The organism is Streptomyces sp. NPDC059989 (genome assembly GCF_042736975.1).
Lineage (GTDB): Bacteria > Actinomycetota > Actinomycetes > Streptomycetales > Streptomycetaceae > Streptomyces.
In genome coordinates this window covers 13,930-32,379 of the sequence record NZ_JBHWUO010000014.1, presented here as the reverse complement: position 1 = coordinate 32,379, position 18,450 = coordinate 13,930, and the positions used below count along the sequence as shown (strand labels likewise).

General features: G+C 71.7%; 18 protein-coding genes, 5 tRNA genes and 2 pseudogenes. 5 read left to right on the top strand and 20 right to left on the bottom strand.

Translation table 11 applies throughout. From position 1 onward, the window contains the following. Positions 1–7: 7 nt before the first annotated feature. The 3 genes from rsmD to ACFWBN_RS14860 all read right to left on the bottom strand — a co-directional run bounded on the left by rsmD (position 8) and on the right by ACFWBN_RS14860 (position 4,583). Complete coding sequence (gene rsmD / locus ACFWBN_RS14870) at positions 8–586, bottom strand: 16S rRNA (guanine(966)-N(2))-methyltransferase RsmD (RefSeq protein WP_385176244.1); 579 nt, start codon at positions 584–586, stop codon at positions 8–10. A 73-nt stretch (positions 587–659) separates the two neighbouring features. Continuing rightward, entirely contained in the window at positions 660–2,867 is a 2,208-nt protein-coding gene (gene recG, locus ACFWBN_RS14865; RefSeq protein ID WP_385176241.1) for an ATP-dependent DNA helicase RecG, read from the bottom strand. Between the two features lie 48 nt (positions 2,868–2,915). Further along, positions 2,916–4,583 (bottom strand): DAK2 domain-containing protein, encoded by a 1,668-nt coding sequence (locus ACFWBN_RS14860; protein ID WP_385176239.1) that lies wholly within the window; start codon positions 4,581–4,583, stop codon positions 2,916–2,918. Positions 4,584–4,824: 241 nt separating this feature from the next. On the opposite strand from ACFWBN_RS14860, the gene rpmB reads away from it, so the two are divergent. Next, a complete protein-coding gene (gene rpmB, locus ACFWBN_RS14855) occupies positions 4,825–5,010 on the top strand; it encodes a 50S ribosomal protein L28 (protein ID WP_007266795.1) in 186 nt (61 codons plus the stop codon). A gap of 100 nt (positions 5,011–5,110) precedes the next feature. Here the strand turns inward: rpmB and thiD are convergent, their stop codons facing one another. After that, entirely contained in the window at positions 5,111–5,911 is an 801-nt protein-coding gene (thiD, locus tag ACFWBN_RS14850; RefSeq protein ID WP_385176235.1) for a bifunctional hydroxymethylpyrimidine kinase/phosphomethylpyrimidine kinase, read from the bottom strand. After that, complete coding sequence (locus tag ACFWBN_RS14845) at positions 5,908–6,891, bottom strand: thiamine-phosphate kinase (RefSeq protein ID WP_385176232.1); 984 nt, start codon at positions 6,889–6,891, stop codon at positions 5,908–5,910. The genes thiD and ACFWBN_RS14845 overlap by 4 nt, the downstream gene beginning before the upstream one ends. Positions 6,892–7,136: 245 nt before the next feature. Between ACFWBN_RS14845 and ACFWBN_RS14840 the strand changes: the two genes are divergently transcribed. Together ACFWBN_RS14840 and ACFWBN_RS14835 are read left to right on the top strand one after the other, a co-directional pair. Next, a complete protein-coding gene (locus ACFWBN_RS14840) occupies positions 7,137–7,370 on the top strand; it encodes an Lrp/AsnC family transcriptional regulator (RefSeq protein ID WP_030028650.1) in 234 nt (77 codons plus the stop codon). Positions 7,371–7,393: 23 nt separating this feature from the next. Beyond that, a complete protein-coding gene (locus tag ACFWBN_RS14835; RefSeq protein WP_385176229.1) occupies positions 7,394–7,894 on the top strand; it encodes a DUF3515 domain-containing protein in 501 nt (166 codons plus the stop codon). Positions 7,895–7,981: 87 nt separating this feature from the next. Here ACFWBN_RS14835 and ACFWBN_RS14830 read toward each other — a convergent pair whose 3' ends face one another. The 3 genes from ACFWBN_RS14830 to ACFWBN_RS14820 are packed head-to-tail and all read right to left on the bottom strand — an operon-like array spanning position 7,982 to position 10,938. Further along, a complete protein-coding gene (locus ACFWBN_RS14830; protein ID WP_385176226.1) occupies positions 7,982–9,139 on the bottom strand; it encodes a D-alanine--D-alanine ligase family protein in 1,158 nt (385 codons plus the stop codon). Positions 9,140–9,178: 39 nt separating this feature from the next. Next, positions 9,179–10,189: an NAD(P)H-dependent glycerol-3-phosphate dehydrogenase gene (locus ACFWBN_RS14825; protein WP_385176223.1), complete on the bottom strand. Its 1,011-nt coding sequence runs from the start codon at positions 10,187–10,189 to the stop codon at positions 9,179–9,181. Further along, entirely contained in the window at positions 10,186–10,938 is a 753-nt protein-coding gene (locus tag ACFWBN_RS14820) for a lysophospholipid acyltransferase family protein (RefSeq protein ID WP_385176220.1), read from the bottom strand. The genes ACFWBN_RS14825 and ACFWBN_RS14820 overlap by 4 nt, the downstream gene beginning before the upstream one ends. Before the next feature lie 216 nt (positions 10,939–11,154). On the opposite strand from ACFWBN_RS14820, the pseudogene cofC reads away from it, so the two are divergent. Continuing rightward, a pseudogene (gene cofC, locus ACFWBN_RS14815) lies at positions 11,155–11,811 on the top strand (2-phospho-L-lactate guanylyltransferase); the annotation flags it as partial. A 306-nt stretch (positions 11,812–12,117) separates the two neighbouring features. Here cofC and ACFWBN_RS14810 read toward each other — a convergent pair. The 4 genes from ACFWBN_RS14810 to leuC form a co-directional block, all read right to left on the bottom strand. Continuing rightward, complete coding sequence (locus tag ACFWBN_RS14810) at positions 12,118–12,798, bottom strand: HU family DNA-binding protein (protein ID WP_385176217.1); 681 nt, start codon at positions 12,796–12,798, stop codon at positions 12,118–12,120. A 145-nt stretch (positions 12,799–12,943) separates the two neighbouring features. After that, positions 12,944–13,171, bottom strand: a complete 228-nt coding sequence (locus tag ACFWBN_RS14805) for a hypothetical protein (protein ID WP_385176214.1) — start codon at positions 13,169–13,171, stop codon at positions 12,944–12,946. Between the two features lie 137 nt (positions 13,172–13,308). Continuing rightward, positions 13,309–13,902 (bottom strand): 3-isopropylmalate dehydratase small subunit, encoded by a 594-nt coding sequence (leuD, locus tag ACFWBN_RS14800; protein ID WP_385176211.1) that lies wholly within the window; start codon positions 13,900–13,902, stop codon positions 13,309–13,311. A 5-nt stretch (positions 13,903–13,907) separates the two neighbouring features. Then, positions 13,908–15,332, bottom strand: a complete 1,425-nt coding sequence (leuC, locus tag ACFWBN_RS14795; RefSeq protein ID WP_385176209.1) for a 3-isopropylmalate dehydratase large subunit — start codon at positions 15,330–15,332, stop codon at positions 13,908–13,910. A 184-nt stretch (positions 15,333–15,516) separates the two neighbouring features. Between leuC and ndgR the strand changes: the two genes are divergently transcribed. Further along, positions 15,517–16,233: an IclR family transcriptional regulator NdgR gene (gene ndgR, locus ACFWBN_RS14790; protein ID WP_007266782.1), complete on the top strand. Its 717-nt coding sequence runs from the start codon at positions 15,517–15,519 to the stop codon at positions 16,231–16,233. A 163-nt stretch (positions 16,234–16,396) separates the two neighbouring features. Here the strand turns inward: ndgR and ACFWBN_RS14785 are convergent. The 8 genes and pseudogenes from ACFWBN_RS14785 to ACFWBN_RS14750 form a co-directional block, all read right to left on the bottom strand. Further along, positions 16,397–16,469: transfer RNA gene (locus ACFWBN_RS14785), tRNA-Glu, on the bottom strand. A 27-nt stretch (positions 16,470–16,496) separates the two neighbouring features. Continuing rightward, positions 16,497–16,568: transfer RNA gene (locus tag ACFWBN_RS14780), tRNA-Gln, on the bottom strand. Positions 16,569–16,592: 24 nt separating this feature from the next. After that, positions 16,593–16,665 (bottom strand) — tRNA-Glu (locus ACFWBN_RS14775). Between the two features lie 61 nt (positions 16,666–16,726). Beyond that, a tRNA-Glu gene (locus tag ACFWBN_RS14770) sits at positions 16,727–16,799 on the bottom strand. A 27-nt stretch (positions 16,800–16,826) separates the two neighbouring features. Continuing rightward, a tRNA-Gln gene (locus ACFWBN_RS14765) sits at positions 16,827–16,898 on the bottom strand. Positions 16,899–16,984: 86 nt separating this feature from the next. Further along, positions 16,985–17,713 (bottom strand): HAD family hydrolase, encoded by a 729-nt coding sequence (locus ACFWBN_RS14760; RefSeq protein WP_385176205.1) that lies wholly within the window; start codon positions 17,711–17,713, stop codon positions 16,985–16,987. A 10-nt stretch (positions 17,714–17,723) separates the two neighbouring features. Further along, on the bottom strand, positions 17,724–17,927 hold the full coding sequence (locus tag ACFWBN_RS14755; RefSeq protein WP_385176202.1) for a DUF4241 domain-containing protein: 204 nt from the start codon (positions 17,925–17,927) through the stop codon (positions 17,724–17,726). A gap of 86 nt (positions 17,928–18,013) precedes the next feature. Beyond that, a pseudogene (locus ACFWBN_RS14750) lies at positions 18,014–18,247 on the bottom strand (DUF4241 domain-containing protein); the annotation flags it as partial. Between the last annotated feature and the right edge of the window lie 203 nt (positions 18,248–18,450).

Below are 18,450 nucleotides of genomic sequence, written 5' to 3'. Positions count from 1 at the left end.
CCCTCGTTCATGAGTCTTCGCTGGTGAAAGCGGCGCGACCGTACCAAAGGGTGCCCTCGCCGTACTTCCGGGACCGGAGCGGCTCGAACCCGTCGGGCCACGGGAAGGCGCCGCTCCTGGTGCTGCGTTCCACGGTGACGAGCGCATCGTCCGTGAGCCAGCCATTGGACCGGAGTGTGAGGAGGATCTCGCGAAGATCGTCGCTGCCGACCGCGTACGGGGGGTCCAGGAAGACGATGTCGTACGGGTCCCCGCCCGCCGCGCCCGCGATGACCTGCTCGGCCCTGCCCGACCGGAACTCGGCCCCGGGCAGGCCCACCGCCTTGATGTTGTCGCGGATCGACTTGGCGGCCTTGGGGTCGGTCTCGACCAGCAGCGCGTGCGCCGCGCCGCGGGAGAGGGACTCCAGCCCGACGGCGCCGGAGCCCGCGTAGAGGTCGAGGACCCGGGCCCCTTCGACGCCGTGCAGGGACTCCCAGGTGGAGAAGAGGCCTTCGCGCATCCGGTCCGAGGTCGGACGGGTGCCGGTGCCGGGGGGCACGGCCAGCCGTCGCCCGCCGGCGCTGCCGGCGATCACGCGGGTCATCTGGGGTCCTTCGGTACGGCGGTGGGTGGGTGCCGCGGCGGTGCCGCGGCACTCCAACGATAGGTCGTGCCGCTCAGCCCTTCTCCAGGTACTGCTCGCGCTCGGTGTCCAGCAGGGCGTCCAGGGCCGTCCGCAGGCCCGGCAGCCGCTCCAGTTCGGGATCCTCGGCGACGACGCGGGTGGCCTCCTCCCGGGCCTGGGCGATGACCTCCTCGTCCTCGATGACGGCGAGCATCCGCAGGCTGGAGCGGACGCCCGACTGGGCCTGGCCCAGCACGTCGCCCTCGCGGCGCTGTTCCAGGTCGATCCGGGAGAGCTCGAAGCCGTCGAGGGTGGCGGCGACCGCGGCCAGCCGGGCCCGGGCGGGGCTCGCCTCGTGCATCTCGCTGACCAGCAGGCACAGGCCGGGCGCGGAGCCGCGGCCGACGCGGCCGCGCAGCTGGTGGAGCTGGGAGACGCCGAACCGGTCCGCGTCCATGATCACCATGACGGTGGAGTTGGGGACGTTCACCCCGACCTCGATGACCGTCGTGGCGACCAGCACCTTGACCTCGCCGGCGGCGAAGCGGCGCATGACGTCGTCCTTGTCGGCGGGGTCCATCCGCCCGTGCAGCACCTCGACGCCCAACCCGGCGAGCGGGCCGCGCGTGAGCTGCTCGGCGATCTCCAGGACGGCGAGGGGCGGCCGCTTCTCGGCCTCGTCCTCGGCGGAGGCCTTCTTCTTCTTGGGCTCGTCCTCCGCGTCGCCGATGCGCGGGCAGACCACGTACGCCTGGTGGCCGTTCTCAACTTCCTCGCGGACCCGCTCCCAGGCCCGGGTGAGGAAGTGCGGCTTGTCCTTGGCGGGCACCACGTGGGTGGCGATCGGCGAGCGGCCGGCGGGCAGCTGGTCGAGGACGGAGGTCTCCAGATCGCCGAAGACGGTCATCGCGACGGTGCGCGGGATGGGGGTCGCGGTCATGACCAGCAGGTGCGGCGGCTGCTTCCCCTTCGACCGGAGCGCGTCGCGCTGCTCGACGCCGAAGCGGTGCTGTTCGTCGACGACGACCAGGCCGAGGTCGTGGAACTGCACCTTGTCCTCGATCAGCGCGTGCGTCCCGATGACGATCCCGGCCTCGCCGGTGACCAGGTCGAGCAGCGCCTGGCGCCGCGCGGGCATCCCCATCGATCCGGTCAGCAGCACCACCTTGGTGCCCTGGTCGGAGCCGCCGAGCATGCCTCCCTCGGCGAGCTCGCCCATCATCTCGGTGATGGACCGGTGGTGCTGCTGCGCGAGCACCTCGGTGGGCGCGAGCATCGCGGCCTGGCCGCCGGAGTCGACGACGGCGAGCATCGCCCGCAGGGCCACCATCGTCTTCCCGCTTCCGACCTCGCCCTGCAGGAGGCGGTGCATGGGGTGGCTGGTGGCCAGGTCGTCGAAGATCTCCTTCGAGACGGTCTGCTGGCCTTCGGTGAGCGTGAAGGGGAGCTTCGCGTCGAAGGAGTCGAGCAGGCCGGCGGGGGCGGGGCGCCGGGGGACGGCCGGGAGCTGGGAGTCGGCGTGGCGGCGGCGGGCCAGGGCGACCTGGAGGACGAAGGCCTCGTCCCACTTCAGGCGTTGGCGGGCGTCCTCGATGTCGGCCTTGGTGCCGGGCCGGTGGATCTTCAGCAGGGCCTCGGTGAGCGGGATCAGCCCGCGGCCCTCGCGCAGGGCGGGCGGCAGCGGATCCACGGCCTCCTGGGCGCTGGGCAGCACCGCGTCCACGCATTTGGCGATCTTCCAGGACTCCAGCTTCGCGCAGGCCGGGTAGATCGGGATGAGCTGGTTGGCGAAGGCGGTGGCGGCGTCCCGGTCGGAGGCGTCCGTGCTCAGCGGCTCGTACGCGGGGTGCGAGAGCTGGAGCTTGCGGTTGAACATCCCGACCTTGCCCGCGAACATCGCGCGGGTGCCCGGCAGCAGGTCCTTGTGCGGTTTGTGGACGCCGGCGCCGAAGAAGACCAGCTGGAGCCGGCCGCTGCCATCGGTGATCGTCACTTCGAGGCGTTTCCCGCGGCCCCCGTTGAAGGTCAGGACGCGGGCGTCGGCGACCTGCGCGACGACGGTCACGTGCTCGTCGATCTGGTCGGCGAGCTCGGCCAGCGAGGTCAGCTCACCGCGCTCGGCGTACCGCCGGGGGTAGTGGTGGAGCAGGTCCAGGGCCGTGTGCAGGCCGAGCTGCTCGGCCAGCACCTTGGCGGTGGCGGGGCCGAGCGTCTTCTTGAGGTCTTCGTCGAGCGCGGGCACGTGTTCATTGCACACCATGCCGCTGACAAGAGGGGCCTTCGACCCCGCCCGACCCCTACTCGACCGCTACTCGACGCCGATGAGGAGCGGGGCCGAGTACCGGCCGCCCCTGTAGGTGACGGTGTCCACGGCCAGGTGCCCCTGCTGGACGTACGCCTCCAGGCGCTCGGCGAGGGTGTCCGGCACCTCGGGTCCCAGGACGAGGGTGACGAGTTCGCCGCCGGAGCCCAGCATCCGTTCCAGGACGGCCTCGGCGGTCTCGGTGAGGCCCGAGCCGATGACGGCGACGTCCCCGTCGATGAGGCCGAGCACATCGCCCGCCTGGCAGATGCCGGCCGAGGTGAAGGACTGCCGTTCGGCGACGGCCAGCTCCCCGTAGCGGGTGGCGCCGGCCGCGGCCGTCATGGCGACCACGTCCTCGTCGAAGCTGCCCTCCGGGTCGTGCACGGCGAGGGCCGCCAGGCCCTGGACCGCGGACCGGGTGGGGATCACGGCGACCCGCACGCCGTCGGCGCGGGCCTGTTCGGCCGCCGCGGCCGCGGTCGCGCGCAGTTCGGCGCCGCCCGGCAGGAGCACCACCTCGCGGGCGTGCGCCCGCCGGATGGCCTCGACCAGTGCGGAGACCGCCGGGACCTCGCCGGGGGGCGCGAGCACGGTGGTCGCGCCCGCCTCCCCGCACAGCCCGGCCAGTCCTTCGCCGGGGACCACCGCGACGACGGCCCGCTGGACGCGCTCGCCGCGCGCCCGGCGCCGCTCGTCGCCGAAGTGCGTGATGCGTATCCGGTACGGCCGTCCGGCGACGACCCCCGCCTCCACGGCCGCGCCGGGGTCGTCCACGTGGACGTGGACGTTCCACAGCCCCTCGCCGCCGACCACGACCAGGGAGTCGCCGAGCCCGTCGAGCCGCGTGCGCAGCTCCCCGACGGCCGCGTCGGAGGCCTCCAGCAGGTAGACCACCTCGTACGCCGGCCCGGCGTCCGGCTGCTCGCACGGGTCCGGCGGCTGCGGCACGGACACGGCCCGGCCGGGCACCGGCTCGGCGGACGGCTCCACGCCGGACAGCGCCTGCCACAGGGCCCCGAGCACGGCGACCAGCCCGCAGCCCCCGGCGTCGACCACCCCGGCCCGGCCCAGCGCGGCCAGCTGCCCCGGGGTCTCGGCCAGCGCCTCGCGGGCGGCGTCGTAGGCGGCCCGGGCCACGTCGGCGGCGGTCCCGGTGGCGGCCTGCGCCGTCTCGCCGGCCCGGGCGGCCGCGGCGGCGACGGTGAGCATGGTGCCCTCCACCGGGTGCGCGACGGCCTGGTACGCCTCCTGCGCGGCCCGGGTCAGCGCCTGGGCCAGCCGCCGGCCGGACCCGCGCTCCTCCCCGGGCTCCCCGGGCTCCTCGCCCAGTACGTCGGCCACCCCGCGCAGCAGCTGCGCCAGGATCGTCCCGGAGTTCCCCCGGGCCCCGATCAGCGCGCCGTGCGCGTACGCCCGTACGGCCCGGGCCAGGGAGGTTTCCGGTGTGGCGTCCGTCATGCCGGGGGCGGGCTTCGCGAAGACCTCGGCGAGGGCCCGGTCGGCGGCTTCGGCGGTGAGCCAGAGGTTGGTGCCGGTGTCGGCGTCGGCCACCGGGTAGACGTTGATCGCGTCGATGTCCTCGCGGGCCCGGCCCAGTGCGGCCACGGCCAGCGAGCTCCAGGTGCGCACCGCTTCGGCGTCGAGGGTGTGCGGTGCAGGCTCGTACGGCACCGGGCGTTCCTCCTTGTGCGGGCCGGGGTTCACCGCAGGGTAACCAAGGACCGCCCGGGCGTCCGGACCGCGGGGCGGAGCCGGCGGCGGCCATGGTAGTTTTCTTGGACGGACGCAGTCGTTGTATGCTGCTCCGGTTGCCCGATGAGAGTCGGGCCATTCCCCCGGCAAACCACTTCAGATCTCTGATTCCGGTGCGCCGGTTTCACTGTAATTGCATCTGAAGTCTTTGGAGTGACCTGTGGCTGCCAACTGCGACGTTTGCGCCAAGGGGCCGAGCTTCGGCAACAACATCTCCCACTCGCACCGCCGCACCTCGCGTCGCTGGAACCCGAACATCCAGCGCGTCCGTGCCGTGGTCAATGGGACGCCGAAGCGCCTCAACGCCTGCACCTCGTGCATCAAGGCCGGCAAGGTCTCGCGCTGACGCCACCCGTCCTCGCGCAGCCCCTTCCGGTTGCCAAGAAGGCCGGTTCACCTCTGGTGAACCGGCCTTTTGCCTTGCCCTGGCCGGATTCCGGAGGGCTTCAGCGCCACTGCCAGGCGTGATCGACCGGGCCGATGCCCGCGCCGAGCGGGAAGCCGGCGGCGATGGCGCCCGTGACGTACTCCTTGGCGGCCGTGACCGCCTCGGGGACGGCCAGGCCCTTCGCCAGGCCCGCCGCGATCGCGCTCGCGAGGGTGCAGCCCGTGCCGTGGGTGTGCCGGTTGTCGTACCGGGGGGCCCGGAGCCAGCGCTCCTCGGTCCCGTCGGTGAGCAGGTCCACGGCCTCGTCGCCGTGCGCCGCCAGGTGTCCGCCCTTGATGAGCGCCCACCGGGGCCCGTAGCCGAGGACCGCGTCGGCGGCCCGCCGCATGTCGTCCTCGGTCTCCACCAGCACGCCCGTGAGCTGCGCCACCTCGTCCAGGTTGGGCGTGGCCACGGTGGCCCGCGGCAGCAGCTCCTGGCGTACGGCGTCCAGCGCCGAGGCGGCGAGCAGCGCGTCCCCGTGCTTGGAGACGCCCACGGGGTCCACGACGGCCGGGGCGGGGGTGCCGGCGAGCAGCGCCGCCACCGTCTCCACGAGCACGGCGGAGGACAGCATCCCGGTCTTCACGGCCTGGACGCCGATGTCGTCCACGACGGCCCGGTACTGGGCCGTGACGGCCTCCGCGGGCAGCTCCCAGGCTCCCCGTACCCCGAGGGAGTTCTGCGCGGTCACGGCTGTCACCACGCTCATCCCGTGCACGCCGAGCGCGAGCATGGTCTTGAGGTCGGCCTGGATGCCCGCGCCGCCGCCGGAGTCGGATCCGGCGACGGTCAGGCACAGCGGCGGCGCGACGCTCACGCCGGACCGTCCTGGACGGCCGGGTCGGCGCCGAAGTGGTCCCAGCCGCCGGTGCTGGTCCAGGGGGCGCCGTCCACGGTCACCTGGGGCAGCGCGGAGCGGTTCAGGACCTCGCCGATGACCTTCCAGCGGGCGGGGAGCTTCACGTCGGGCGGGAAGGTGGCCACGATCGCGTGGTCCTCTCCCCCGGTGAGCACCCACTGGAGCGGGTCCACGCCGACGGCCTGCCCGATGTCGTGCATCTGCGTCGGGATGTCGACGGACGCCGAGCGCAGGTCGATCCGTACCTTGCTGGCCTCGGCGATGTGCCCGAGGTCGGCGATCAGGCCGTCGCTGACGTCGGTCATGGCGGTGGCGCCGAGCCCGGCGGCGGCGGGGCCCGCGTGGTACGGCGGCTCGGGGCGCCGGTGGGCCTCCACGAAGGCCCGCGGGGAGCGGAAGCCGCGGGAGAGCACCGCGAAGCCGGCCGCGGACCAGCCGAGCCAGCCGGTCACGGCGACGACGTCGCCGGGCTGGGCTCCGGAGCGCAGCACGGGCTCGTGGTTGCGCAGGTCGCCGAGGGCGGTGATGGCCACGGTGATGGTGTCGCCGCGGACGACGTCCCCGCCGACCACGGCCGCGCCGGCGACCTGGCACTCGTCGCGGATGCCGTCCATCAGCTCGGTGGGCCAGGTGACCGGGAGTTCGGCCGGGACGACGAGGCCGAGGAGCAGTGCGGTCGGCACCGCGCCCATGGCGGCGATGTCGGCGAGGTTCTGCGCGGCGGCCTTGCGGCCGACGTCGTAGGCCGTGGACCAGTCGCGCCGGAAGTGCCTGCCCTCCAGCAGGATGTCGGTGCTCGCCACGACCCGTCGGTCGGGGGCCGACACCACCGCGGCGTCGTCGCCCGGACCGAGCCGGACCGCCGGGGTGGTGGTGAGCCGTGAGGTGAGCTCTCGAATGAGCCCGAACTCCCCCAGCTCGCCCACAGTGCCCTTCATCGCTGTGCCCCTTCTTGCCCAGTCCGCTTGCGGTCGCGAGCCGTCACAGCTCTGGGTACCGTCAACAGATACGTCAACTTCTGCTCTCCGTACGCCCCGCCGTGCGTGGCGCCGGGCTCCCGGGTCTCCCCGTGGCGCGCGGCGACGCGGTACCGTGGCGTCCCTTCTTCCCCCGGCCCCGTCCCTCGTGTGGGGTCCACCCGAAGGTTAGGGGAAATGATCCTCGTGGCCGCCCTGGAGGTTCCGTGGTACAGGCGTACATCCTCATCCAGACCGAAGTGGGCAAGGCGTCGTTCGTCGCCGAGTCCATCGGCCAGATCCCGGGGGTGATCCAGGCCGAGGACGTGACGGGCCCGTACGACGTGATCGTGCGCGCCCAGGCCGACACCGTGGACGAGCTCGGCCGCATGGTCGTGGCCAAGGTCCAGCAGGTGGAGGGGATCACCCGCACCTTGACCTGCCCGGTGGTCCATCTGTAGCCCCCGTCTACTCTTGGCCGGTGATGTCCCTCCACCGCCGGCCCGTCCGTCTGCTGGTCCTGCCCGCCTTCTCGGCCCTGCTGGCCCTGGCGGGCTGTGCCCCGGGTGATTCCGAGGCCCGGGTGGACCCGCCGCCCACGCCGCCCGCCGACGTCGCGGGGTTCTGTGCAGCGCTGCACAAGGAGCTCCCGGAGAAGGTGGCCGGCCTGGCGCGGACCGAGACCGCACCGGAGTCCGATCTGACCGCCGCATGGGGCGGCTCGGCGATCGTACTGCGGTGCGGTATCCCCAAGCCCGCCGAGATGGCGGATCCGAAGCAGGACGGGGTCCACGTCAACGGGGTGGCCTGGCTGCTGGAGAAGCTCCCCGACGACACGGGCGGCGGCTTCCGGTTCACCACCGGGCTGCGGCGGGCGTACACGGAGGTCCGGGTCGACAAGGAGCATGCCACGGATGCGGGGATGCTGGTCGGCCTGTCCGCGGCGATCGCCGCGACCGTGCCCGAGGGCATCTCCTCGTACTGAGCGGTCCTGCCGGGCACACCGCCGCCCGCCGGCCATGCCCCGAGGGGCGGTCCGGCGGGCGGTGGGCTGTACGGGAGCCCCGAGGCTCTAGCGCAGCCCGGTGGAGCGGCGCAGGGCCGCCTGGATCAGGCGGTCCACCAGCTCCTGGTACTCGATGCCCGACTCCTGCCACATCCGCGGGTACATGGAGATCGGCGTGAAGCCCGGCATCGTGTTGATCTCGTTGATGACGAACTCGCCGTCCTCAATGAGGAAGAAGTCGGCGCGCACCAAGCCCTCGCAGGACGCGGCCTCGAAGGCCTCGATCGCGAGCCGCTGCACCTCGGCGGTCTGCTCCGCGGTGAGCGGGGCGGGCACGATCCCGGAGGCGGAGTCGATGTACTTCGCCTCGAAGTCGTAGAAGTCGTGGCTGGACACCGGCGGGATCTCGGCGGGCACGCTCGCGCGCGGACCGTCCTCGAACTCCAGGACACCGCACTCGATCTCGCGGCCGCGCAGCAGCGCCTCCACGATGATCTTCGGGTCGTGGCGGCGGGCCTCGCGGATCGCCGCGTCCAGGCCGGAGGCGTCGTCGACCTTGGTGATGCCGATGGAGGAGCCGGCCCGGGCCGGCTTGATGAACAGCGGCCAGCCGTGCTCGGCGGCGAAGTCCAGGATCTTGGCCTCGGCGGCGTCCCGGTCGGCTTCCCACTCGCGGGGGCGGATGGTCACGTACGGGCCGACGCGCAGCCCGAAGGAGGTGAACACCCGCTTCATGTAGTCCTTGTCCTGGCCGACGGCCGAGGCGAGGACGCCGGAGCCGACGTACGGGATGCCGGAGAGCTCCAGGAGGCCCTGGAGGGTGCCGTCCTCGCCGTACGGGCCGTGCAGCATCGGGAAGACGACGTCGACCTCGCCCAGCGCCTTGGGAATGGCGCCCGGCTCGGTGTAGACGACCTCGCGGCTGGCCGGGTCGACGGACAGCACGACGCTGCCGTCCTCGGAGTCCGCGAGCTCCTCGACGCTCGGGAGCTTGCGGTCGGCGATGGCCATCCGCGACGGCTCGTCGGCGGTCAGGGCCCACCGGCCGTCCGTGGTGATGCCGATGGGCAGCACCTCGTACTTGGAGCGGTCGATGGAGCGCAGCACCGCGCCCGCCGTGACGACCGAAATGGCGTGTTCCGAGCTGCGGCCGCCGAACACGACGGCCACGCGGGGCTTGCGGCCCTGCTGCTCAGGGGTCTGGGGGAGGTTCTCGCTGCTCATATCGCCACGAGGGTACCCGCTCAGACGTCCGGAAAGGAGTCAGCGCCGTTCCGGTTTGGCGCTGCGTCCCATCAGCTCCTTGAGCGCGACCAGGGTCGGCTTGCCGTGGTGGACGATGTCGACGACCGTGTCGGTGATCGGCATGTCGACCCCGTAGCGGCCGGCCAGATCGGCCACGGACTGGCAGGACTTGACCCCCTCGGCGGTCTGCCGGGTGACCGCGATGGTCTCCTCCAGGGTCATCCCGCGGCCGAGGTTGGTGCCGAAGGTGTGGTTCCGGGAGAGCGGCGAGGAGCAGGTGGCGACGAGGTCGCCGAGGCCCGCGAGGCCGGAGAAGGTGAGCGGGTCGGCGCCCATCGCCACGCCCAGGCGGGTGGCTTCGGCCAGGCCGCGGGTGATGAGGGAGCCCTTGGTGTTGTCGCCCAGGCCCATGCCGTCCGCGATGCCGACGGCGAGGCCGATGACGTTCTTGACGGCGCCGCCCAGTTCGCAGCCGATGACGTCGGTGCTCGTGTACGGGCGGAAGTACGGGGTGTGGCAGGCGGCCTGGAGGCGCCGGGCGACGGACTCGTCCGCGCAGGCGACCACGGAGGCGGCGGGCTGCCGGGCGGCGATCTCGGCGGCCAGGTTGGGGCCGGTGACGACCGCGATCCGCTCGGCGGGGACCTTGGCCACCTCCTCGATGACCTCGCTCATCCGCTTGGCGGTGCCGAGTTCGATGCCCTTCATGAGGGAGACGAGCACGGTGTCGGGGGCCAGCAGCGGCGCCCAGGCGGCGAGGTTGCCGCGCAGGGTCTGGGAGGGGATGGCGAGGACGGTGAAGTCGGCGCCCGCCGCGGCCTGCGCGGGGTCGGTGGTGGCGCGGATGTTCTCCGGCAGTTCGACGTCCGGGAAGTAGTCCGGGTTGGTCCGGCCGGTGTTGATGGCGTCGACCAGCTCCTGGCGGCGGCCCCACAGGGTCACCTCGCAGCCGGCGTCGGCGAGCACGATGGCGAAGGCCGTGCCCCACGAGCCGGTTCCGAAGACGGTCGCCTTCACGGGACGTGTCACTTCTTGCCCTCCCCTGCGGCCTTGCGCCGCTGTTCCGCCCTGGCCTTGCGATGGTCGTACGGCTGCTCGGGCGCGGCTTCTCCCCGTACTTCCTCCAGCAGCGCGGTGATGGCCGCCATGATGACCTCCGTGACCTCCTTGAGCACGTCCGGGGTGGGTTCCCGGTCGTAGTACGCGGAGAGGTCCACGGGCGGTCCTGCGAGCACCTGGAGGGTCTTGCGCGGGAAGAGCCGGACCTTGTCCTCCTTGGCGTAGGGCGGCATCGCGAGGTTCGCGCCCCACTGGGCCACCGGAATGACGGGGGCCCTGGTGATCAGCGCGACGCGGGCGGCGCCGGTCTTGCCGGCCATCGGCCACATGTCGGGGTCGCGGGTGAGGGTGCCCTCCGGGTAAAAGGCCACGCATTCGCCGCGCTCGATCGCGTCCACCGCGGCCCGGAATGCGTCCAGGGCGTTGGTGCTCTCCCGGTAGACCGGGATCTGCCCGGAACCGCGCAGGATCGCGCCGACAATGGGCACCTTGAAGAGGGCGGCCTTCGCGAGCAATCGGGGCACCCGGCCGGTGTTGTACTGGAAGTGCGCGTAGGACAGCGGGTCCAGATACGAGTTGTGATTGACGGCGGTGATAAAGCCGCCCTCGGCCGGAATGTGCTCCATTCCCCGCCAGTCCCGCTTGAAGAGCACTACCAGCGGCGGTTTTGCGATGACCGCCGCCAGGCGGTACCAGAAGCCGATTCTGCGGCGGGACACTCGGACACCTTTCCTCTGGACCGGTGGGTGGCTACCTCCCAGCGGAGGCTGGGGGAGCTTGGGCACCTCGTCGGCCGGACAAGTGTCGCCCCGGGCCCGGTCTCTGTCGAGAACACCGTACGCCCCGCTCAGGGCACCGGAACCCCGGGCTGCCCGGGCGGGGGCGACAATGGGCCGACACATGACCCGGTCATGACCTGGCCATGGCCTGTGAATGTGCCGGAGCGCACCGGAGGGAAGGGGCCCGTCACGAACGCCGTCTGGAGTCTGGTGGTCCCGCTGAAGCCTCTGGCGACGGCCAAGAGCCGTCTCGCGGCGGCCGTGGGCGCCTCCCGCCCGGGGCTCGCGCTCGCCTTCGCCCAGGACACCGTGGCGGGGGCGCTGGCCTGCGCGGCCGTCGCGGATGTGGTCGTCGTCACGGATGACGCGCAGGCCGGTGCGGAACTGGCCCGGCTGGGCGCGCGGATCGTCCCGGACTCCCCGGGGGCGGGGCTCAACGCGGCGCTGGCCCACGGAGCGCGGGCGATACGCGCGGTCCGGCCGGGTGCGCCCGTGGCCGCGATGAACGCGGATCTGCCGGCGCTGCGGCCGCCCGAATTGCTACGCGTGCTCGAAACCGCCTCCGCATTTCCCCGGGCATTTCTGGCGGATGCGGCCGGAATCGGGACGACCTTGCTTTCCGCGGCGCCGGAGGTGGAATTGGCACCCTCGTTCGGCGGCCCGTCGCGGGCCAGGCATTCGGCGTCGGGGGCGGTGGAAATCGCCCTGGCGGGCGTCGACAGCGTGCGCCGGGACGTGGACACGGCGGAGGACCTGCGGACGGCGCTCGCCCTCGGTGTGGGGCGTCACACCGCCCGATACAGTGCCGGTATGCAGGCGACCGCGTACACGTACGACTCCCAGACCCGCAGCGGCAGTGTGCTGCTGGACGACGGCACTCCGGTGCCCTTCGAGGCCCCGGCCTTCGACGCGGGCGGCCTGCGGCTGCTGCGGCCCGGACAGCGGGTCCGGATCGAGACGGACGGCGAGGGCCCGGGCCTGCGGATCACCCTGGTCACGCTGCAGACCTTCTGACCTGCGCGGGTGCGCGCGTACGCATCCGCACACCTGCGAAAAACGCACCGCGGGCCGGCTTCCCCCACGAAGGGGAAACCGGCCCGGCGTGTGTGACTCGTGCCCCTACTTCTTGCGGGCGGTGGTCTTCTTCGCGGTGGCCTTGCGCGTCGCCGTCTTCTTGGCGGGCGCCTTCGTCGCTGCGGTGGCCTTCTTGGCCGCCGGAGCGGTCTTCTTGGCGGTGGCGGTGGTCTTCTTGGCCGTCGCCGTGGCCTTCTTGGCGGTGGCCGTGGCCTTCTTCGCCGTGGCCGTCGCCTTCTTCGCGGTGGCCGTGCTCTTCACCGCCGCCTTCTTCGCGGTGGCGGTGGTCTTCTTGGCCGTGACCTTCTTTGCGACCGCGGTCTTTGCCGCGGCCTTCTTGGCGGTGGTGGCCTTCTTCGCGGCGGCCTTCTTGACCGTCGCGGAGGCGCCACCGGTGAGGCTGCCCTTGGGCGCCTTCTTCACCGAGACCTCGCCGCCCTTGGGGAGCTTCTTGGTGCCGCTGACCAGGTCCTTGAACCCCTGGCCCGCACGGAAGCGGGGCACCGAGGTCTTCTTGACCCGGACGCGCTCTCCGGTCTGCGGGTTGCGGGCGTAACGGGCCGGACGGTCGACCTTCTCGAACGAGCCGAAGCCCGTGACCGAGACCCGGTCGCCCCCGACGGTAGCGCGGACGATCGCGTCCAGTACCGCGTCGACAGCGTCCGCGGCCTGCTGGCGGCCGCCCAGCTTGTCGGCAATCGCTTCTACGAGCTGCGCCTTGTTCAACGTCTTCCCCTTCGGAGACTTCGCCAGAACGAATGTGTTCAAGCTTATTTCGCACGTTAGGCGGATATATACCGCAAATCAAACACGAAACGGGCTAATCACCCTAGTGCCGCAACGCTGTAGGCCGTTACGGAGTTCCTTCGCATCAGTCGCCTTCAGGGAATCGACCCTCGTCGAGGTCCTTCATCAACCTGTCCAGGCGTCTTGCCGCATCGGCGAGATCGTGCTTCGCCGCGGCCGTGACGACCAACAGCTTCCGGGACAGCGCCATCCTTACGCCCTCCGGGACTTGCAGTGAGCGCACCCGTGTGTGTGCTTCTTTCAGCCGGCTCGCGACGAGCTCGTAGAGCTCGAGTTGACTGTCGCGTTCCATGCACAGATTGTGCCATCTGGGGCGAGTTGTCGCCTCACGGGGCCTCAACAAACGCCTGTGCCCCCCGCCGGAAGGCGGGGGGCACAGTGTTGTCGCGGTGATCACCCAAGGGCGAATAAGCCCTGATCAGGCCGGAATCAGGCCTGAATCGTGCGCGGCTTGAAGGCCGGTCGGGCGCTTTCGTACGTGGCGATGTCCGCTTCGTTCTGAAGGGTGAGCGAGATGTCGTCCAGCCCCTCCAGCAGACGCCAGCGGGCATTGTCGTCGAGCTCGAACTCGGCCTCGACGCCTTCCGCTCGCACCTGGCGGGCGACCAGGTCGACCGTGACCTCGGCGGTCGGGTCGGCCTCGGTCAGCTCCCACAGCCGGTCGACGGTCTCCTGCGGCAGGACGACGGTCAGCAGGCCGTTCTTCAGCGAGTTCCCGCGGAAGATGTCGGCGAAGCGGGAGGAGATGACCGTCTTGAAGCCGAAGTTCTGCAGGGCCCAGACGGCGTGCTCACGCGAGGAACCGGTGCCGAAGTCGGGGCCGGCGACCAGCACGGTCGCCCCGGCGCGCTCCGGACGGTTGGTGATGAACTCCGGGTCCTTGCGCCAGGCCTCGAAGAGCCCGTCCTCGAACCCGTCGCGGGTGATCTTCTTCAGCCAGTGGGCCGGGATGATCTGGTCGGTGTCGACGTTGCTGCGACGCAGCGGGACGGCCCGGCCGGTGTGGGTGGTGAAGGCTTCCATGGTTCTCAGACTCCGGCGGTCGCGTTGGCGTCGGACAGGTCGGCGGGCGAGGCCAGATGGCCCAGCACCGCGGTGGCGGCGGCCACCTGCGGGGAGACCAGGTGCGTGCGCCCGCCCTTGCCCTGCCGGCCCTCGAAGTTGCGGTTGGAGGTGGACGCGGAGCGCTCACCGGGGGCCAGTTGGTCGGGGTTCATGCCCAGACACATCGAACAGCCCGCGTGCCGCCATTCGGCGCCGGCCTCCTTGAAGACCTTGTCCAGGCCCTCTTCCACGGCCTGCAGGGCGACCCGGACCGAGCCCGGGACGACCAGCATCCGTACGCCGTCGGCGACTTTGCGGCCCTCGATGATCCCGGCGACGGCACGCAGGTCCTCGATGCGGCCGTTGGTGCAGGAACCTACGAAGACGGTGTCGACCTTGATCTCGCGCAGCGGCTGGCCGGCGGTCAACCCCATGTATTCCAGGGCCTTTTCGGCGGCGTGGCGCTCCGAAGCGTCCTCGTACGAAGCCGGGTCGGGGACGTTGGCCGACAGCGGCGCGCCCTGGCCCGGGTTGGTGCCCCAGGTGACGAACGGGGACAGCGCGGTGCCGTCGATGACGACCTCCGCGTCGAAGACCGCGTCCTCGTCGGTGCGCAGGGTCTTCCAGTACGCGACCGCCGCGTCCCAGTCCTCGCCCGCGGGGGCGTGGTCGCGGCCCTGCAGGTAGTCGAAGGTGGTCTGGTCGGGCGCGATCATGCCCGCGCGGGCGCCGGCCTCGATCGACATGTTGCAGATGGTCATGCGGGCTTCCATCGAGAGGTTCTCGATGGCCTCGCCGCGGTACTCCAGGATGTAGCCCTGTCCGCCGCCGGTGCCGATCTTGGCGATGATCGCCAGGATCAGGTCCTTCGCGGTGACGCCCTCGGCCAGCGCGCCGGTGACGGTGATCGCCATCGTCTTCGGACGGGCCAGCGGCAGCGTCTGGGTGGCCAGCACGTGCTCGACCTGGCTGGTGCCGATGCCGAAGGCCAGCGCGCCGAAGGCGCCGTGGGTGGAGGTGTGGGAGTCACCGCAGACCACCGTGGTGCCGGGCTGGGTCAGACCCAGCTGCGGTCCCACGACGTGGACGACACCCTGCTCGACGTCGCCCAGCGAGTGCAGGCGCACGCCGAACTCGGCGCAGTTCTTGCGCAGCGTCTCCAGCTGGGCCCGGGAGACCGGGTCCGCGATCGGCTTGTCGATGTCGATGGTGGGGGTGTTGTGGTCCTCGGTCGCGATGGTGAGGTCGAGGCGTCGGACCTTGCGGCCGGCCTGACGCAGGCCCTCGAAGGCCTGCGGGCTGGTCACCTCGTGCAGCAGGTGAAGATCAATGAAGAGGAGGTCGGGCTCACCTTCGGCGCGCCGGACGACATGGTCGTCCCAGACCTTCTCCGCGAGTGTCCTACCCATCGCTTTCCCTCCGGCCGGCCGGTTGTGCCGGCGCTATATAGAGATCTTGTGCGCCTGATCGCCCGTACCCCACGTCCCGGACGACGGCTCGGACCCAGTGGTTCGTGGACCCGCACATACAGACTCGCTGGTTCTTGGAAAAATTGAACTTGCGTTTCACAGTGTGAGACGTGAATATCGTTTCATGGACAACTCTAGCGGCGTCGGCGTTCTCGACAAGGCGGCTCTGGTACTGAGCGCACTGGAGTCCGGTCCGGCCACCCTCGCCGGGCTGGTCGCGGCGACAGGGCTCGCACGACCCACGGCACATCGCCTGGCCGTGGCACTGGAACACCACCGGATGGTGGCGAGGGACATGCAGGGCCGGTTCATCCTCGGCCCGCGGCTGGCGGAGCTCGCCGCCGCGGCCGGCGAGGACCGTCTGCTGGCCACGGCGGGACCGGTACTCACACACCTCCGGGACGTGACGGGCGAGAGCGCGCAGCTCTACCGCCGTCAGGGAGACATGCGCATCTGCGTGGCGGCCGCGGAACGGCTCTCGGGCCTCCGCGACACCGTGCCGGTGGGCTCCACGCTCCCGATGAAGGCGGGCTCGGCCGCGCAGATCCTGATGGCATGGGAGGAGCCGGAGCGGCTCCACCGCGGCCTCCAGGGCGCGCGTTTCACGGCGACGGCGCTCTCGGGCGTACGGCGTCGCGGCTGGGCGCAGTCGATCGGCGAGCGGGAGCCCGGCGTGGCCTCCGTCTCGGCGCCCGTGCGCGGGCCGTCGAACCGTGTGGTGGCCTCCGTATCGGTCTCCGGGCCGATCGAGCGGCTGACCCGCCACCCGGGCCGGATGCACGCCCAGGCCGTCATAGACGCGGCCGCCCGCCTCACGGAGGCCCTGCGCCGCTCCGGCTGACCTCCACACACCCACCTGTTCACTCCCCCGGGCCCGGGGGCGCGTACGACGCCGCACACGTCCGAACACGCGCCTCCGGGCCCGCACTTACATCCGGAAGCCCTTGGGGCGGGAACGACGAAAGAGGCCCTCCGCGATGAACGCGGAGGGCCTCTTCGATGCGTACCCCCGACCGGATTCGAACCGGCGCTACCGCCTTGAGAGGGCGGCGTGCTAGGCCGCTACACAACGGGGGCAAGCCATACAGCTTTCGCTGCACTGCGCTGGGCTACCAGGACTCGAACCTAGAACAAAGGAACCAGAAACCTTCGTGTTGCCAATTACACCATAGCCCAAGGTGGTCTATACCAGACCAACAGTACCCCCGACCGGATTCGAACCGGCGCTACCGCCTTGAGAGGGCGGCGTGCTAGGCCGCTACACAACGGGGGCCCTAGCGATCCTGCATCAAGACGTACGGGAGCTACCCAGGACACCTCACGGGAAGGATCTGTACCCCCGACCGGATTCGAACCGGCGCTACCGCCTTGAGAGGGCGGCGTGCTAGGCCGCTACACAACGGGGGCAAAGCACTGCGTTACTGCTGCACTGCGCTGGGGTACCAGGACTCGAACCTAGAATAAGGGAACCAGAAACCCTCGTGTTGCCAATTACACTATACCCCACCGAAAGTCAAGCCCTTGTCGGGACTTTCTTTCGAGTGGCGCCTCCGTCCGGCCTTTCGGCCCGCTCCGGCGGCGCAGAAAGAACATTACCGGATGCCTGACCGTGCTCCAAAACGGGTATCCAGCGCCAGCAGCTCCGGCAGCTGTTCGAGGCCGGCGATCCGGTGCACGCCGTCGGGCCCGGCCCCGCGTCCGCCGTCGCGGTCGAGCCAGAAGGCCAGCAGCCCGGCGTCCCGGGCCCCGCGCGCGTCGATCTCCGGCTGGTCCCCCACGTACGCCACGTCGCCCGGCGGCAGCCCCATCGCGTCGCAGGCGGCGAGGAAGGCGCCGGCCTCGGGCTTGCTGACGCCGAGCTCGACGGCGCACACCAGCACCTCGAAGCGGTCGCGCAGGCCGAGCTGACGCAGTTTGGGGTCCTGGTTGGCGGTGGAGGAGTTGGAGAGCACCCCGTGCCGGTAGCCGTCGGCGAGGGCGTCGAGGGCGGGCACCACGTCCGGGAAGACGGTCCATTGGGCCTTGTAGTGCTCGACGTACCGGTCGAACCAGGCGTCGGCCTCGTCGGCGGTCATCGCGGGCTGCCCGAGGAACTCCCGCACCCGGTCCTGTCGCTGCCCCTGGAAGGTGCCCTCGCCGGCGGCGAAGCGCGCCCAGTGCCGGTCGGTGATCTCCCGCCAGAGCGCGAGTGCCTGCGCGGGGGTCCCGTACCGCTCCGCGAGCTCCTCGGCCTCCAGCTGCCGCGCGAGCCCGGCGGCGTCGGCCCCCGTGTAGTCGAAGAGGGTGTCGTCGATGTCCCACAGCACGGCGCGGATCGGCATGCGGCCGAGCCTACGCCGCGGGCACCAGCGCCGTGGGCACGACGAGGAAGTCCGTCACGAAACAGGTGACCCGGCCCTCGGCGTCGCGCCCGATCCAGGTCGGGTAGCAGCCGTCGCCCCATCCGGAGGTGAAGCCCGCGAGGGTGTGACCGTCCTCTCCCTCGGCCAGGAAGACGGACGGGCCGTCGCCGGCCGCCTCCATCGCGGCCCACACCGGCCCCTCCTCGTCCTCGGTACCGGGAACGAGTCGTCGGCGCAGGCGTCGTAGAAGCAGCCGGTGCCCGCGTCCACGCCGTAGCCGTAGAACTCGTCCTCGCCGAGGACGGCGGGGTCCTGGCCCTCGTCCACGGCCATCTCCCAGCTCACGGTCGGCGTGTCCCGTATCACGAGACGCGCGGCGGCGACCCGGGTGTCCGGGCGGGATCCCTCCGGGCCGTCGGGGCGCACCAGCGTGGCGATCGCGGCCTCCGCCCGGTACCGGCCCGGGTCCACCACGACGCTGAACGGCTCGGCTTCGCCCTGTCCCAGGCGCATCGGCACGGGGGCCTCCGGAGTGCGGGAGCGGGGTGGTGATCGTTCTCCCGGCAGACTAGGGCTCGCCTCCCGACAATGCCGCAGGGGGGCGGGGGGCGGGGGGGGGGCCCCCCCCCCCCCCCCGGGGGGGAGGGGGGGGGGTAAGCCGCCCGCGAGGGGCCCGGCCCGGGAGGGGGCCCCCGCGGCGGGGCGGGGGACCGCGA